The sequence below is a fragment of the Streptomyces griseoruber genome (assembly GCF_001514205.1).
GTDB lineage: Bacteria > Actinomycetota > Actinomycetes > Streptomycetales > Streptomycetaceae > Streptomyces > Streptomyces griseoruber.
On sequence record NZ_KQ948783.1, the window covers coordinates 134,158 to 149,207 of the forward strand.

Annotated in this window: 13 protein-coding genes; 12 read left to right on the forward strand and 1 reads right to left on the reverse strand. The window is 72.1% G+C overall.

From position 1 onward, the window contains the following. Nucleotides 1–87 precede the first annotated feature (87 nt). From AQJ64_RS39285 to AQJ64_RS39325, 9 genes are all read left to right on the forward strand, one after another. Complete coding sequence (locus AQJ64_RS39285; RefSeq protein WP_079062201.1) at nucleotides 88–1,344, forward strand: sensor histidine kinase; 1,257 nt, start codon at nucleotides 88–90, stop codon at nucleotides 1,342–1,344. A gap of 109 nt (nucleotides 1,345–1,453) precedes the next feature. Beyond that, nucleotides 1,454–2,899 (forward strand): sensor histidine kinase, encoded by a 1,446-nt coding sequence (locus AQJ64_RS39290; protein WP_079062202.1) that lies wholly within the window; start codon nucleotides 1,454–1,456, stop codon nucleotides 2,897–2,899. A gap of 189 nt (nucleotides 2,900–3,088) precedes the next feature. Next, nucleotides 3,089–3,760 (forward strand): response regulator transcription factor, encoded by a 672-nt coding sequence (locus AQJ64_RS39295; RefSeq protein ID WP_055633929.1) that lies wholly within the window; start codon nucleotides 3,089–3,091, stop codon nucleotides 3,758–3,760. 273 nt (nucleotides 3,761–4,033) lie between these two features. Further along, a complete protein-coding gene (locus tag AQJ64_RS39300; RefSeq protein ID WP_055633928.1) occupies nucleotides 4,034–5,986 on the forward strand; it encodes a 2-oxoacid:acceptor oxidoreductase subunit alpha in 1,953 nt (650 codons plus the stop codon). Beyond that, nucleotides 5,976–7,028: a 2-oxoacid:ferredoxin oxidoreductase subunit beta gene (locus tag AQJ64_RS39305; RefSeq protein ID WP_055633927.1), complete on the forward strand. Its 1,053-nt coding sequence runs from the start codon at nucleotides 5,976–5,978 to the stop codon at nucleotides 7,026–7,028. Before AQJ64_RS39300 ends, AQJ64_RS39305 begins: the two co-directional genes overlap by 11 nt. 141 nt (nucleotides 7,029–7,169) lie before the next feature. Then, a complete protein-coding gene (locus AQJ64_RS39310; protein WP_055633926.1) occupies nucleotides 7,170–8,024 on the forward strand; it encodes an SDR family oxidoreductase in 855 nt (284 codons plus the stop codon). Between the two features lie 144 nt (nucleotides 8,025–8,168). Then, the gene (rarD, locus tag AQJ64_RS39315; RefSeq protein ID WP_055633925.1) at nucleotides 8,169–9,119 is read left to right on the forward strand and encodes an EamA family transporter RarD; all 951 of its coding nucleotides are present in this window, start codon (nucleotides 8,169–8,171) and stop codon (nucleotides 9,117–9,119) included. Nucleotides 9,120–9,179: 60 nt separating this feature from the next. Next, nucleotides 9,180–9,650, forward strand: coding sequence for a VOC family protein (locus AQJ64_RS39320; protein ID WP_055633924.1), 471 nt, complete (start codon nucleotides 9,180–9,182; stop codon nucleotides 9,648–9,650). Between the two features lie 154 nt (nucleotides 9,651–9,804). Further along, entirely contained in the window at nucleotides 9,805–10,746 is a 942-nt protein-coding gene (locus AQJ64_RS39325) for a M28 family metallopeptidase (protein ID WP_055633923.1), read from the forward strand. Between the two features lie 42 nt (nucleotides 10,747–10,788). Here the strand turns inward: AQJ64_RS39325 and AQJ64_RS39330 are convergent, their stop codons facing one another. Further along, nucleotides 10,789–12,348 carry a hypothetical protein gene (locus AQJ64_RS39330; protein WP_059203425.1) on the reverse strand — a complete coding sequence of 520 codons (1,560 nt, stop codon included), beginning with the start codon at nucleotides 12,346–12,348 and terminating at the stop codon, nucleotides 10,789–10,791. A gap of 178 nt (nucleotides 12,349–12,526) precedes the next feature. Between AQJ64_RS39330 and AQJ64_RS39335 the strand changes: the two genes are divergently transcribed. Genes AQJ64_RS39335 through AQJ64_RS39345 form a run of 3 tightly spaced genes read left to right on the forward strand, consistent with a single transcriptional unit; the run spans nucleotide 12,527 to nucleotide 14,942 of the window. Continuing rightward, nucleotides 12,527–13,051: a DUF6668 family protein gene (locus AQJ64_RS39335; protein WP_055639118.1), complete on the forward strand. Its 525-nt coding sequence runs from the start codon at nucleotides 12,527–12,529 to the stop codon at nucleotides 13,049–13,051. Between the two features lie 47 nt (nucleotides 13,052–13,098). Continuing rightward, complete coding sequence (locus tag AQJ64_RS39340) at nucleotides 13,099–14,313, forward strand: amidase family protein (RefSeq protein WP_244902718.1); 1,215 nt, start codon at nucleotides 13,099–13,101, stop codon at nucleotides 14,311–14,313. Nucleotides 14,314–14,357: 44 nt separating this feature from the next. Continuing rightward, nucleotides 14,358–14,942 carry a flavodoxin family protein gene (locus AQJ64_RS39345; RefSeq protein ID WP_055638948.1) on the forward strand — a complete coding sequence of 195 codons (585 nt, stop codon included), beginning with the start codon at nucleotides 14,358–14,360 and terminating at the stop codon, nucleotides 14,940–14,942. Nucleotides 14,943–15,050: the final 108 nt, after the last annotated feature.

Below are 15,050 nucleotides of genomic sequence, written 5' to 3' on the forward strand. Positions count from 1 at the left end.
TTGGGCCGTGGGTCGGGGGTTTTCCCCAGGGAACCGGGGCGGGGAACCTCATGGCGCCGGGGCGTGCGGCGCGGCACGCTAACGCATATGACCACTTCCCACCAGCCCGGCGACCGCCGACCCGACGACCGCCGACCCGACGGCCCCCGGCTCGGGGGTGGGCGGCCCGACGACGAGGTGCCGCCGGTGAGGCCGGCGCTCGATGTGCAGACGTGGAAGGAGATCGCGCATCTTCTGGCGAACCTGCCGATGTCGTTGTTCGGGTTCGTCTATGTGATGACGGTGTTGTTCACGGGCGCCTCGCTGACCCTCACCGTGGTCGGGCTGCCGCTGCTGGCGCTCGGGCTGGCGGGTGCGCGGCTGGTGGGCCGGTTCGAGCGGGGGCGGGCGCGGCTGCTGCTGGGGGTGCGGATCGACGAGCCGAGCCGGCTGCCGTTGCGCAGGGCGGGCGGGCCGCTCGCCCGGATGTGGCTGGCGCTGAAGGATCCGGTGGCCTGGCGCACGGTGCTCTACGACTTCGTCCGGCTGCCCTGGGGCATCCTCACCTTCACCGTCGTGCTGCCCGCCCTGTTCGTGCTGTGGCCGGTCCTCCCCTACATCGCGCGGGGGCTGACGAATGTGGACCGGGCGATGGTGCGGGCGCTGCTGTCGCCGTCCGACGAGCTGGAGCGGCGGATCGCGGAGCTGGAGTCGGACCGGGGGGTCGTGGTGGACACGGCGGCGGCGGATCTGCGGCGGATCGAGCGGGATCTGCACGACGGGGCGCAGGCGCGGCTGGTCAATCTGGCGATGGGGCTGGGGCTGGCGAAGGAGAAGCTCCAGGAGGGGCGGGCCGACGACGTGGTGGCGGCGATGGTCGAGGAGGCGCACGGCGAGGTGAAGCTCGCGCTCCAGGAGCTGCGGGATCTGGCGCGGGGCATCCATCCGGCCGTGCTGACCGACCGCGGGCTGGACGCGGCGCTGTCCGCGGTGGCCTCACGGTGCACGGTGCCGGTGAAGGTGACCGTCGATCTGGCGTCCAGACCTGCGCAGGCCATCGAGGGGATCGCCTACTTCACCGTCTCGGAGCTGTTGCAGAACATCAGCAAGCACAGCGGGGCCCGGTCGGCGTCGGTAGACGTGTGGCGGACGGACGAGCGGCTGCTCATCCAGGTCGGGGACGACGGCCGGGGCGGTGCGCGGCTCGACGCGGGGACGGGGATGCGGGGGCTCGCGGAACGGCTGGACGCCGTGGACGGGGTGTTCGTGGTGGAGTCGCCGGTCGGGGGGCCGACGACGGTGACGGCGGAGCTGCCCTGGCGGGAGCGGCAGCCGGAGGGGTGGGGAAAACCCCCCGTTCCATAGGCCGACGGACTCCATGGCCCCCAGGGGCGGTGCCGGGGAGGGTGGAGACAGGGCACAGAAGCTGCGCGATGAGCGGAGCGGGTGGAGACGAGCGGAACGGACGGCGCCGATGGCCACGCGGTATGAACACTACGAGCCCTACGAGCCCTACGAGTCGTACGGCGATGGGCACGACGCGGAGCACGAGGGGCCGTACGGGACGTACGGGTCGCACGGGACGTACGGGACGTACGGAGATCACGGGGGTCATGGGGTCCGGCGGCGTCGGTTGCCGGCCGCGCTGTGCGAGCCGGTCAGCGGGCGGCACTGGCGGGAGCTGGCCTATGTGCTGCTCGGTTTTCCGCTGAGCGTCACGCTGTTCGTCTTCACCGTGACCATGCTGTCGGTCGGGGCGGGGCTGCTGGTGACGTTCCTCGGCATCCCGGTGCTGGCGGCGGGGCTGGCGGCCTGCCGGGGCTTCGGGGCGCTGGAGCGGGCGCGGGCGCGGGGGCTGCTGGGGCTTCAGGTGCGGGATCCGGAGCCGTTGCGGGTGCGGGGGCGGGACGGGCGTGCCGGGCTGCTGGCGTGGATGGGTGCCGTGCTGAAGAGCGGCACGTCGTGGCGGCACGCGCTGTTCGTGCTGGTGCGGTTCCCGTGGGCGGTGTTCTCGTTCTGCGTGACGGTCACCGTGTGGGCGTTCGGCTGGACGATGCTGACGTATCCGCTGTGGTTCTGGCTGTTCCCGATGTACGGCGGGCAGGGCGGGCTTCAGCTGTACGGCGACGCGCACCACCAGGTGTATCTGGACAACCCCTTCGAGATCACCGTCACGGCGTCGGTGGGGCTGCTCGTCACCCTGGCGACGCCGTGGATCGTGCGGGCGCTGACGACGGTGGACCGGCTGCTGGTGCACGGGCTGCTCGGGCCGTCGCGGCTGGCGTCGCGGGTGGTGGAGCTGGAGTCGGACCGGGGGGTCGTGGTGGACACGGCGGCGGCGGATCTGCGGCGGATCGAGCGGGATCTGCACGACGGGGCGCAGGCGCGGCTGGTGGCGCTGGCGATGGATCTGGGGCTGGCGAAGGAGAAGCTGCGGGAGGATCCGCAGGCGGCGGCGCGGATGGTGGGCGAGGCGCACGGTGAGGTGAAGACGGCGCTTCAGGAGCTGCGGGATCTGGCGCGGGGGATTCATCCGGCGGTGCTGACGGACCGGGGGCTGGACGCGGCGTTGTCGGCGGTGGCCTCGCGGTGCACGGTGCCGGTGCGGGTGGAGGTGGATCTGGGGGCGGCACGGCCGGTGGCCGCGATCGAGGGGATCGCCTATTTCACCGTGTCGGAGTTGCTCCAGAACGTGAGCAAGCACAGTGGGGCCCGGGCGGCTTCGGTGGAGGTGTGGCGGGTGGATGAGCGGTTGATGGTGCAGGTGGTGGATGACGGGGTGGGGGGTGCGGAGGTGTCCGGGGGGTCGGGGCTGGCGGGGCTGGCGGAGCGGTTGGACGCGGTGGACGGGGTGCTGGTGGTGGATTCGCCGGTGGGCGGGCCCACACGGGCGGTGGCGGAGCTGCCCTGGCGGGCCTGAGGGTTCCGGGGCCCTTCTGATGGATCTCCGCGACGTCGCGCCGCCATCCGGCCCACCGTTTCTCGCCGCCCCCCACCCCCTTCGCGCCGTCCTCCCCCGCCGTCGGGCCATTGCCAGGTGCGGGACGCCTCTTTGCTGGAATGCTGGAGGTGTTCGACTTGACGGGTGGACGGCTGGGGGGCCGGGAGCGTGGAGGACAGGGTGCGGGTGGTCATCGCCGAGGATTCGGTGCTGTTGCGGGAGGGGCTGACCCGGTTGCTCACCGACCGGGGGCATGAGGTCGTGGCCGGGGTCGGGGACGCCGAGGCGCTGCTCAAGACGATCACCGAGCTGCACGACGAGGGGGCGCTGCCCGATGTCGTCGTCGCCGATGTGCGGATGCCGCCCACGCACACCGACGAGGGGGTGCGGGCCGCCGTGGAGCTGCGCAAGGAGCATCCGGGGCTCGGTGTGCTGGTGCTGTCACAGTACGTGGAGGAAAGGTACGCCACCGAACTGCTGGCCGGTTCCAGTCGTGGTGTGGGGTATCTGCTCAAGGACCGGGTCGCCGAGGTGCGGGAGTTCGTGGACGCCGTGGTGCGGGTGGCTTCCGGGGGGACCGCGCTCGATCCGGAGGTCGTCGCGCAGTTGCTGGGGCGCAGTCGTCAGCAGGATGTGCTCGCGGGTCTCACTCCTCGGGAGCGGGAGGTGCTGGGGCTGATGGCCGAGGGGCGGACCAACTCCGCCGTCGCCCGTCAGCTGGTCGTCAGCGACGGGGCCGTCGAGAAGCACGTCAGCAATATCTTCCTGAAGCTCGGACTCTCGCCCAGTGACGGGGATCACCGTCGGGTTCTTGCGGTACTCACCTACCTCAATTCATGACGGAGTGACACTGTGGCTCGACGGTGACCCGGCGGTGATCGGAGCCGTGCCGGACGTCGTTCCTCACGTGAACCGGGGAACTCGGACGGTGCGTCTACCAGGGCGACACCGTGGGGCGGGAAATCATGACAAGTCGGGGTGCCGGGCCGTCTCAGGGCAGTGACCGTCATACGAACGGCCGAGGGAAGGTGACCCTTACAGACGTAGGGTTGATCCAGGGGGGCCTTCGGGAAGACCCCTCCGGGACAGCCACCTCGAGGGAGGTCCAGTTCAGTGACCAGTCGGGTCAGCAGCGCAACGGGACAGACCGGGCAGGCCGAGCAGGCCGACGGGACCGTCGTGGGAGAACAGCGCAAACCGGACGCGACGGCGAAGGACGTACGCCGTCTCGACCGGGTGATCATCAGGTTCGCGGGCGACTCGGGTGACGGTATGCAGCTCACCGGTGACCGTTTCACCTCCGAGACGGCCTCGTTCGGCAACGATCTGTCCACCCTGCCGAACTTCCCGGCCGAGATCCGCGCGCCCGCCGGCACTCTCCCCGGCGTCTCCTCGTTCCAGCTGCACTTCGCCGACCACGACATCCTCACGCCGGGCGATGCACCCAATGTGCTGGTCGCGATGAATCCGGCGGCCCTGAAAGCCAACATCGGGGATGTGCCCCGCGGCGCGGAGATCATCGTCAACACCGACGAGTTCACCAAACGCGCCATGCAGAAAGTGGGGTACGCGGCCTCGCCGCTGGAGGACGGCTCCCTCGACGGCTACCAGCTCCACCCGGTCCCGCTGACCACCCTGACCGTCGAGGCACTCAAGGAATTCGACCTCACCCGCAAGGAGGCCGAGCGCAGCAAGAACATGTTCGCGCTCGGCCTCCTGTCATGGATGTACCACCGCCCCACCGAGGGCACCGAGAAGTTCCTCAAGTCCAAGTTCGCCAGGAAGCCGGACATCGCGGCCGCCAACATCGCCGCCTTCCGGGCCGGCTGGAACTTCGGCGAGACGACCGAGGACTTCGCCGTCTCCTACGAGGTGGCCCCGGCGGCGAAGGCCTTTCCCGTCGGGACCTACCGGAACATCTCCGGGAACCTGGCGCTCGCCTACGGGCTGGTCACCGCCTCCCGGCAGGCCGATCTGCCGCTGTTCCTGGGGTCGTACCCGATCACCCCGGCCTCGGACATCCTGCACGAGCTGAGCCGGCACAAGAACTTCGGTGTGCGCACCTTCCAGGCCGAGGACGAGATCGCCGGCATCGGCGCCGCGCTGGGGGCGGCCTTCGGGGGGTCCCTCGCGGTCACCACCACCTCCGGGCCGGGTGTGGCGCTGAAGTCGGAGACCATCGGGCTCGCGGTCTCGCTGGAGCTGCCGCTGCTGGTCGTCGACATCCAGCGCGGGGGTCCGTCGACCGGGCTGCCGACCAAGACCGAGCAGGCCGACCTGCTCCAGGCGATGTTCGGGCGCAACGGCGAGGCCCCGGTGCCGATCGTCGCTCCCTGCACGCCCGCCGACTGCTTCGACGCCGCCCTGGAGGCCGCGCGGATCGCCCTGGCCTACCGCACCCCCGTCTTCCTGCTCTCCGACGGCTACCTCGCCAACGGCTCCGAACCCTGGCGCATCCCCGAGCTGGACGAGCTGCCGGATCTGCGGGTGCAGTTCGCCTCGGGCCCGAACCACACCCTGGACGACGGCACCGAGGTCTTCTGGCCGTACAAGCGGGATCCGCAGACCCTCGCCCGGCCGTGGGCGATCCCGGGCACCCCGGGCCTCGAACACCGCATCGGCGGCATCGAGAAGCAGGACGGCACCGGGAACATCTCCTACGACCCCGCCAACCACGACCTGATGGTCCGCACCCGCCAGGCCAAGATCGACGGCATCGAGGTCCCCGACCTGCGGGTCGACGATCCGGACGGGGCGAGAACCCTGGTTCTGGGCTGGGGGTCGACGTACGGGCCGATCACCGCGGCCGTACGACGGCTGCGGGCGGCCGGGGAAGCGGTCGCGCAGGCCCATCTGCGGCACCTGAACCCCTTCCCGCGCAATCTGGGCGAGGTGCTGGGGGCCTACGACAGGGTCGTCGTCCCCGAGATGAACCTCGGCCAGCTCGCCACCCTCATCCGGGCGAGGTATCTGGTCGACGCCCACTCCTACAACCAGGTGAACGGCATGCCGTTCAAGGCGGAGCAGCTCGCCGCGGCGCTCAAGGAGGCCATCCATGACCACTGAGCCACTCCACCTCGTGCCCAAGGCCGAAGGCCGGCAGTCCATGAAGGACTTCAAGTCGGACCAGGAGGTGCGCTGGTGCCCGGGCTGCGGCGACTACGCGATCCTCGCCGCGGTCCAGGGGTTCATGCCGGAACTGGGGCTGGCCAGGGAGAACATCGTCTTCGTCTCCGGCATCGGCTGCTCCTCGCGCTTCCCGTACTACATGAACACGTACGGCATGCACTCCATCCACGGCCGGGCCCCGGCGATCGCGACCGGGCTCGCCGCCAGCCGCCGCGATCTGAGCGTCTGGGTGGTGACGGGTGACGGGGACGCGCTGTCCATCGGCGGCAACCACCTCATCCACGCCCTGCGCCGCAACGTCAACCTCAAGATCCTCCTCTTCAACAACCGGATCTACGGGCTCACGAAGGGCCAGTACTCCCCCACCTCCGAGGTCGGCAAGATCACCAAGTCGACGCCGATGGGGTCGCTGGACGCCCCCTTCAACCCGGTCTCCCTGGCCCTCGGCGCCGAGGCCTCGTTCGTCGCCCGCACCATCGACTCCGACCGCAAGCATCTGACGGAGGTGCTCCGGCAGGCCGCCGCGCACCCGGGCACGGCGCTGATCGAGATCTACCAGAACTGCAACATCTTCAACGACGGCGCCTTCGACGCGGTCAAGGACAAGCAGCAGGCCGAGGAGGCCGTGATCCGGCTGGAGCACGGGCAGCCGATCCGGTTCGGGGCCGAGGGCGGCAAGGGCGTCGTACGGGACGCGGCGACCGGCGATCTGCGGGTCGTCGCCGTGACACCGGAGAACGAGGGGGACATCCTGGTCCACGACGCGCACGCGGCCTCCCCGACCACCGCCTTCGCGCTCTCCCGGCTCGCCGACCCCGACACCCTGTACAACACCCCGATCGGTGTGCTGCGCTCCGTCGAGCGGCCGGTCTACGACACCCAGATGGCCGAGCAGCTCGACACGGCCGTCGAGCAGCACGGCAAGGGCGACCTGGCCGCGCTGCTGGCGGGCGGGGACACCTGGACGGTCGTCGGCTGAGCAACCGCCGAGAGCGATCACCACAGGTCAGGGGCACTTACCCTGACACCAGTACCTTACTTTGAAGTGGGTACTTTCGCTCAGTTAGCGCTCCTCCTAGGGTGGGTGGCAGACCCGCTACCCCCCTAGGAGTTCTGAGCCATGAGCATCGTCGTCACCGGAGCCACCGGAAAGCTCGGCCGTCACGTCGTGGAGCAGTTGCTGGAGAAGGTTCCGGCGGAGCAGATCACGGCCGTCGTGCGCGACGAGGCCAAGGCCGCCGACTTCGCCGCGCGCGGCGTGAAGCTCGCGGTCGCCGACTACAACACCCCCGAGACCTTCGACGGCCTGTTCGCGGCCGGCGACAAGGTGCTGCTGATCTCGGGCAACGAGTTCGACAAGGGCCGCCCCGCGCAGCACCAGGTCGTCATCGACCGGGCGAAGGCCGCCGGGGTCGCGCTGCTGGCGTACACGAGCGCGTCGGGCACGCTGAGCGCCGCGCTGGCCGACGACCACCGTGCCACCGAGGCGGCGCTGACCTCCTCGGGCGTGCCGTACGTGCTGCTGCGCAACGGCTGGTACCACGAGAACTACACCGAGCAGCTCGCCCCGGTCCTGGAGCACAACGCGGTCGTCGCGGCCGCCGGTGAGGGCCGGGTGTCCTCCGCCTCCCGCGCGGACTACGCGGCCGCCGCCGTCGCCGTGCTGACGGGCGAGGGCCACGAGAACAAGACGTACGAGCTGGGCGGCGACGAGGCGTGGGGCTTCGCCGAGTACGCGGCCGAGCTGAGCCGGCAGACCGGCAAGGAGATCGTCTACAACGCGGTGCCCGCCGAGGTGCTCGTCGGCATCCTGACCGGCGCGGGGCTGCCCGAGCCGTTCGCCGCGACCCTGGCCGGCGTGGACGCGTCGATCGAGAAGGGCGAGCTGGTGGTCGACAGCGGCGACCTCTCGCGTCTGGCGGGCCGCCCGACCACCCCGTTCGCCGAGGCGATCACGGCCGCGCTCAAGGGCTGACCCGCACCGCACGGCCTCGGGACCTCCTCACCTCCGCCTGTCATGACCGTATGGCGATACGGGCATGACGGACGGGGGTGTTCGGCGTTACCTTCGTGCACGCGTGCGTGAAGGTGCGCCAGGACGCGAGAAGGAGGGGCGCCCGTGGCCGGGTCGTCGAAGGGTGAGGGCCGGATAGGTCTGCTGAACGGCTTCGCGGCGTACGGGATGTGGGGGCTGGTCCCCCTGTTCTGGCCCCTGCTCAAGCCCGCCGGGGCGGTGGAGATCCTCGCCCACCGCATGGTGTGGTCCCTCTTCTTCGTCGCCGCGGCCCTGCTCGTCGTACGGCGCTGGGCGTGGGCCGGGGAGCTGCTGCGGCAGCCGCGCCGGCTCGGGCTGGTGGTGATCGCCGCGGCCGTCATCACCGTGAACTGGGGCGTCTACATCTGGGCCGTCAACTCGGGGCACGTGGTGGAGGCCTCCCTCGGGTACTTCATCAACCCGCTGGTCACCATCGCGATGGGCGTGCTGATCCTGAAGGAACGGCTGCGGCCGGTGCAGTGGGCGGCGGTCGGCGTCGGTCTGGCCGCGGTGCTGGTGCTGACCGTGGGCTACGGCCGTCCGCCGTGGATCTCCCTGTGTCTGGCGTTCTCCTTCGCCACATACGGCCTCGTGAAGAAGAAGGTCAACCTCGGCGGGGTGGAGTCGCTGGCCGCGGAGACCGCGATCCAGTTCCTGCCCGCGCTGGCCTATCTGCTGTGGCTGTCGGCGCACGGCGGCGCCACCTTCGCCTCCGAGGGCGCCGGTCACGCGGCCCTGCTGGCCTCGACCGGTGTGGTCACCGCGCTGCCCCTGGTGTGTTTCGGGGCCGCCGCCATCCGGGTGCCGCTGTCCACGCTGGGGCTGCTGCAGTATCTGGCACCGGTGTTCCAGTTCCTGCTCGGGGTCGTCTACTTCGGCGAGGAGATGCCGGCCGAGCGGTGGGCCGGGTTCGGGCTGGTGTGGCTGGCGCTGGTGCTGCTGACCGCCGACGCGTGGCGCTCCGCGCGGCGGCCGAAGACGTCGGCCGAGGTGCCGCAGGTCCCTCAGGTGCCGTCGGCCGCAGTGGATGTGTGACCGGGGCCGGTGGTGCCCGCCTCCGGCCGATTGTCAGTGGCGGCTGGTTAAGTGGGTCGCATGAGTCGGACACCCGCGCCCACACCCGTCCACTGGAAGCTCGTCGTCGACGCCGCCGATCCGCATACCCAGGCCGACTTCTGGGCCGGTGCGCTGCACTACGCGGTGGAGGACAACAGCGCGCTGATCGAGCGGCTGCTGGCGGCCGGTGCGCTGCCGGGGGCGGCAGCCGTGGAGTTCCACGGCCGTCCTGCCTTCCGGGACCTGATCGCCGTACGCCATCCGGAGGACCCGTTCGACGCGGACAGCGGGACCGGGCTGGGGCGGCGGCTGCTGTTCCAGCGGGTGCCGGAGGCGAAGACGGTGAAGAACCGGCTGCATCTGGATCTGCACCCCGGTGCGGGGCGGCGGGCCGACGAGGTGGAGCGGCTGCGGGCGCTGGGGGCGAGTGTGCTGCGGGAGGTGAGGGAACCGTCCGGGGAGTGGGTGGTGATGGCGGATCCCGAGGGCAACGAGTTCTGCGTGCACTAGGCGCGCCGGGGCTGGGTATTCCGCGGAACCGTCCGGAATGTGAACCTCCTGTCCTGATAGCGCTCTTGACGTGCCGTTGGCGGAGCGTTCACCATCCTGGAACCCCATTCACTGTGGAATCCCTTTGATTCCCGCGGAATTCGGAGCCCCCCACATGAAGCTCTCGGTTCCCGGGCGTACGGCGGCCGCCTGCGCCTGCTCGATTGTCATGCTCCTGACTGGCGGAGCGATAGCCGGCGCGGCGCCCGCACCCCTGGCCGCCGCCCCCGACATCCCCGTGGCGAACGTCAAGGCCCACCTCGCCCAGTTGCAGTCCATCGCCACCGCCAACGGCGGCAACCGCGCCCACGGCCGGGCCGGCTACAAGGCCTCGCTCGACTATGTGAAGGCCACACTGGACGCCGCCGGGTACACCACCACCATCCAGCAGTTCACGTCCTCCGGCCGCACCGGCTACAACCTGATCGCCGACTGGCCCGGCGGCAACACCGACCAGGTCATCATGGCCGGTTCCCACCTCGACAGCGTCACCGCGGGCGCGGGCATCAACGACAACGGCTCCGGTTCGGCGGCCGTCCTGGAGACCGCCCTCGCCGTGTCCCGGGCCGCCTACCGGCCCACCCGGCATCTGCGGTTCGCCTGGTGGGGCGCCGAGGAGCTGGGCATGGTCGGCTCGCGTTACTACGTCAACAACCTCTCCTCCGCGAACCGCGCCCGCATCAGCGGCTACCTCAACTTCGACATGGTCGGCTCGCCGAACCCCGGCTACTTCGTCTACGACGACGACCCGACCATCGAGAAGACCTTCAAGGACTACTTCGCCGGCCTCGGCGTCGCGACGGAGATCGAGACCGAGGGCGACGGCCGCTCCGACCACGCGCCCTTCAAGAACGCGGGCGTCCCGGTGGGAGGTCTGTTCAGCGGCGCCGACTACATCAAGACGGCGGCGCAGGCGGCCAAGTGGGGCGGTACGGCCGGGCAGGCCTTCGACCGCTGCTACCACTCCTCCTGCGACACCACCGCCAACATCAACGACACCGCCCTGAACCGCAACGCGGACGCGCTCGCGTACGCCGTGTGGACCTTGTCCTCCTGACCCGGCCCGGCGCGCCCGGCCCGTGGACGCGCCTCGCCCGGCCTACCGGCCCGGTGCTCCGGACCTGCGGGCGCGTTCCGCCAGCCGGAGCATCCGGGCGCGGGCCGACTCCAGTTGCTCGACGTCGTCGGCGGCCGGGCCCTCCTCGGTGGTCAGCTCCGTCCACAGGCCGAGGAGTTCGGTGCCCAGGTTCAGGCCCTGCAAGGGGTCGCGCACGGCACGCCAGGCCGCCGCCGCGCTCTGGACGTTGCCGTACGCGGCCTCGCCGTCCCGGGCGCGGCGGCGGATCCGGGCCAGGTCGAGGGAGACATGGAAGGCACGCAGCGGGTCGCCCGCCAGGTAGGCGATGTACGCGCCGAGTTCACGGAGCCGGAGCACCTCGGGGTGCTCCGGTCCCAGCGTTCCCGAGGCCTCCAGCACGGTCCGCTCGGCGAGCCCGGCGGCCACGTCGATACGGCCGGCCCGCACGGCCTCGTTGATGTGCGCCATCGGCTCCCCCAGCAGCGCGGGGGCACCGTCGGTGCCGGGGAGGGTGCGGGGGTCGTCACCGAGGACCGCTTCCGCCACGGCGTCGAAGCCACGGGCGGGGGTCGGCTTGGGGTCGGGGTCGAGTGCGGCGGCCGACTCGGGGTCGGGGGTGGGAGTGAAGGCGAGGAGGGGCTTCAGCTCCGGCTCGGGGGTGGTGAAGGCGGCTTCCGGGAAGCGGTGCGGGGCGTGCTCCGAGGCCCGGTCGCGGTCCTGGTCCCGGCCCTGGCCCTGGTCCGGGGCGGCGGGCACCCCGGACTCCGGGAAAGGGGACGGCGCGTGTTCCGGCGAGGCGGGCACCGCCCCCTCCGGCTGGAGATCCATGGCCGGAGGCGGGCCGAAGACTCCCGTGGGGGCCACGACCGTGCCGGGGGCCGGGGCCTGCGCCGGGGTTGCCGTGGGCGCCGGGGGCGCCGGGGGAAGGGGCGGGATTCCGTCCTGCGGTTCTTCCGGTGCCTGCACCTGCCGCAGGACGTGCGTGGGCTTGTCCCGCCGGGGTTCTTCGGGGGCGGGCGCCGGGGCTTCCGGGGCCGGGTTCACCGGGGCCACCGGGGCCGCCGGAGCGCTCAGCACCGGAAGGGCCACCGTGGGTGCCGCCGGAGTGACCGGGCCGGCCGGGGCGCCCGGAGCAACCGGAGCCGCCGGAGCCGCCGAGGCCGCCGGAGCGCTCAGCACCGGAAGGGCCACCGTGGGTGCCGCCGGAGCGATCGGGCCGGCCGGGGCGCCCGGAGCAACCGGAGCCGCCGAGGTCATCTGCGCCGAGGACACCGCCGGTGCCCGCAGTGGCTCCGCCGTGAAGTGGCTGGAGCCGTCCGTGTCGATGCGGAGGGGGACGACGTAACCGATGCGCTCGTCGTGGACCGTGGCGAGGACGGGGTGCCCGGTGGCGACGGCGATGCGGTGGAGCTGGCCCAGGACGGCGTGCTGGATCTCCTCGCCGTCGGCCGCCGCGACCGGTACTCCTCCTATCGTCGCCGGGCCGCCCGCGCGGACGTGGACGTCGAGCGGGGCGACCAGGGCGGCGGGCCGCCCGGTGCGGTTCTGTTCCCGCTTCTTCTCGCGACTGAGTCGAGACATCGGTTCCTCACTCGGATGCGTCGTCACGCTCCGGTCGTCCAGGTGCGCGTACGCGTGCACGTACTGTTGAGTCTCTCTGTTCGCTCCCGGCCGGTGCGTCACCACGACGTCACAGCCTCGTTCCAAGGACCCGCGCCGGGCTTGCCGGGAGCGCCCACCAGAAGGAGGGGGTACGGCCATGGGGACGACCGGGACGACTCAGGCACCGGCGGGACGGCCGGGGCCGGAGATCTGGCTGCGCGGTCCGGTGCCCGAACCGGAGCCGGTACCGGGACCGTACCCGTCGGCCACCGCTCCCCGCCGCTTCTCCTGGCTGGCCACGCACGGCGGGGCCGGCGCCTCCACGCTCGCGGCGGTCTACGGCGGCCACGACTGCGGACGGGACTGGCCCGCCCCCGGTGATCCCCCGTCCGTCCTGCTCGTGGCGCGGACGCACGCGACCGGGCTGGAGTCGGCCCTGCGTGCCCTGGAGGTCTTCCGGCACGGAGAGGCCCCGCAGGGGCTCGACCTGGACGCGGTGGTGCTGGTCGCGGACGCGCCGGGACGGCTGCCGCGACCGCTGGCACAGCGGATCCGGCTCATCGAGTCGGTCGTCGACGTCCACCGGGTGCCGTGGGTGACCGAGTGGCGCCTCGGTGACCTGGGGGGCGGGCCGCCCCGGGAGACGGAGGCCCTGGCCCGGCTCACGGGGGTCAGGCGCTGAACCGGGGGACCCACCGGACGCCGTCGGCGGTCGCCATCGCCTCGGACGTGCGGGACGGGCGACTGCGGGCCGTGGACGCGGTCGCGGAGTCGCTGGCGCGGATCGCCCGGGTGGACCCCTCGCTGAGTTCCTTCGCCGAGGTGTGGGAGGGGGAGGCCGTCGAGCGGGCGCGTGCGGTGGACGCGCGGGTGGCGGCGGGTGAGCGGTTGCCGCTGGCCGGCGTGCCGATCGGGGTCAAGGGGCGGCACGGGCTGCGGGCGGCGGGGCCGTTGCTCGCCGCGGGCTGTGTGCCGGTGGGGGCGACGGCGGTGCCCGGTCCCGGTACGCCGTGGCAGACCTGGGGCGTCGGCGCGTACGGCCGTACCGTCAACCCCTGGCGGGCGGACCGTACGCCGGGCGGGTCCTCGGCCGGGTCGGCGGCGGCGGTGGCGGCCGGGCTGGTGCCGCTGGCGACGGGCAGCGACGGGGCGGGCTCGGTGCGGATCCCGGCGGCCTGGTGCGGGGTGATCGGCCTGAAGACGACGAACGGCCGGCTGCCGTCCCCGGACCGTACGGGTCTCGCGGCCCCGGGCGTGCTGGTGCGGTACGCGGCGGACGCGGCGGCGTACTGGCGGGCGATGACGGGGGCGACGGCCACGGCGGCGACGGCCACGGCGGCGACGGCCACGGCGGCGACGACGGCGACGACGGCCGCGGCGGTGACCGCCCGGCCGTCCGAGGGCACCGGTGTGCGTGCGCCGGTCACCGCCGTCTTCTCGCCCGATCTCGGGTTCGCCTCCGCCTCCCCCGACCCCGAGCCGCTGGCCCTCGCCCGGGCCGCCGTCGAGCGTCTCGCCGCCGCCGGTGTCGTACGGCTGCTGCCGGGCCAGGCGGCCGTACGGCTGGAGGATCCCGCGCCCGCCTGGCTCGCGTTGCGCGGGTCGGGGGCCGGCGGTCTCGGCGAGGCCGCGCGGATCCGGGAGGTCAACGATCGGCTGCTGGCCGGTCTCTTCGCCCGGGCCGACCTGTTGCTGACGCCGACCACCCCGAATGCGGCGCATGGTCACGAAGGGTCGGGTGAGCGGTATTCCACCGCGCTGACCTGGGCGTTCAATCTGAGCGGGCATCCGGCGGCCAGCCTTCCGGCGGGGATCGGGGCCGACGGCTGTCCGGTGGGGGTGCAGCTGGTCGCCGCGTGGGGGCGGGAGGAGACGCTGCTGGCGGTGGTCCGGGCGGCGGAGAACGCAGGGACCCTTCCGCAGGATACTTGCATGTGCATATGATGCAGGCGCGGATTATTATCGTACGCCGATCACCTGGGGGAGTCATGGACCGCCGTTTTCTCTTCGTACTGGGCAGCAGTCGTACGGACGGCAACACGGAGGCGCTGGCCCGCAGGGCCGCCGAGCAGCTGGACCCCTCCGTCGAGCAGACCTGGTTCAGCCTCGCCGAGCGACCGCTGCCCGACTTCGAGGATCTGCGGCACGACAGCGACCACGTCCGGCCCACCGAGGGGAACCTCGCGGCACTGCTCGACGCGACCCTGGCCGCGACGGACGTCGTCATCGCCTCGCCGCTGTACTGGTACTCGGTGTCCACCCAGGTCAAGCGCTATCTGGACCACTGGTCGGGCTGGCTGCGCACGCCCGGTGTCGACTTCGGGGCGACCCTGGCCGGGCGCACGCTCTGGGGGGTGACCGTACTCGCCGACACGGAGGCCTCGGTCGCCGATCCGCTGGTGGGCACGCTCAACAACTCGGCCGCGTATCTGGGGATGCGGTTCGGCGGGGTGCTGCTGGGCAACGGCAGCAAGCCCGGTGACGTACTCGGCGACACCGAGGCGCTGGCGCGCGCGAAGTCGTTCTTCGGGGGCGGGGCCCCGCTCGCACGCTTCCCCCACGAGACGCGCTGAAGGCTGCCGTGACGCTGTGCCAAGACGCTAGTGCCGCGGCAGGCAACGTTTGCCCGTCAAGGAGCGGCGTCCGGTGCGTGCTCTCGGCGTGTCGGCCGGAAGTCCTCG

What these genes read in the sequence shown, in the direction of transcription:
- AQJ64_RS39285 (WP_079062201.1), top strand. Translation starts at nt 88, where the DNA reads ATGACCACTTCCCACCAGCCCGGCGACCGCCGACCCGACGACCGCCGA.
- AQJ64_RS39290 (WP_079062202.1), top strand. Translation starts at nt 1,454, where the DNA reads ATGGCCACGCGGTATGAACACTACGAGCCCTACGAGCCCTACGAGTCG.
- AQJ64_RS39305 (WP_055633927.1), top strand. Translation starts at nt 5,976, where the DNA reads ATGACCACTGAGCCACTCCACCTCGTGCCCAAGGCCGAAGGCCGGCAG.
- AQJ64_RS39310 (WP_055633926.1), top strand. Translation starts at nt 7,170, where the DNA reads ATGAGCATCGTCGTCACCGGAGCCACCGGAAAGCTCGGCCGTCACGTC.
- AQJ64_RS39320 (WP_055633924.1), top strand. Translation starts at nt 9,180, where the DNA reads ATGAGTCGGACACCCGCGCCCACACCCGTCCACTGGAAGCTCGTCGTC.
- AQJ64_RS39325 (WP_055633923.1), top strand. Translation starts at nt 9,805, where the DNA reads ATGAAGCTCTCGGTTCCCGGGCGTACGGCGGCCGCCTGCGCCTGCTCG.
- AQJ64_RS39330 (WP_059203425.1), bottom strand. Translation starts at nt 12,348, where the DNA reads ATGTCTCGACTCAGTCGCGAGAAGAAGCGGGAACAGAACCGCACCGGG.
- AQJ64_RS39335 (WP_055639118.1), top strand. Translation starts at nt 12,527, where the DNA reads ATGGGGACGACCGGGACGACTCAGGCACCGGCGGGACGGCCGGGGCCG.
- AQJ64_RS39345 (WP_055638948.1), top strand. Translation starts at nt 14,358, where the DNA reads ATGGACCGCCGTTTTCTCTTCGTACTGGGCAGCAGTCGTACGGACGGC.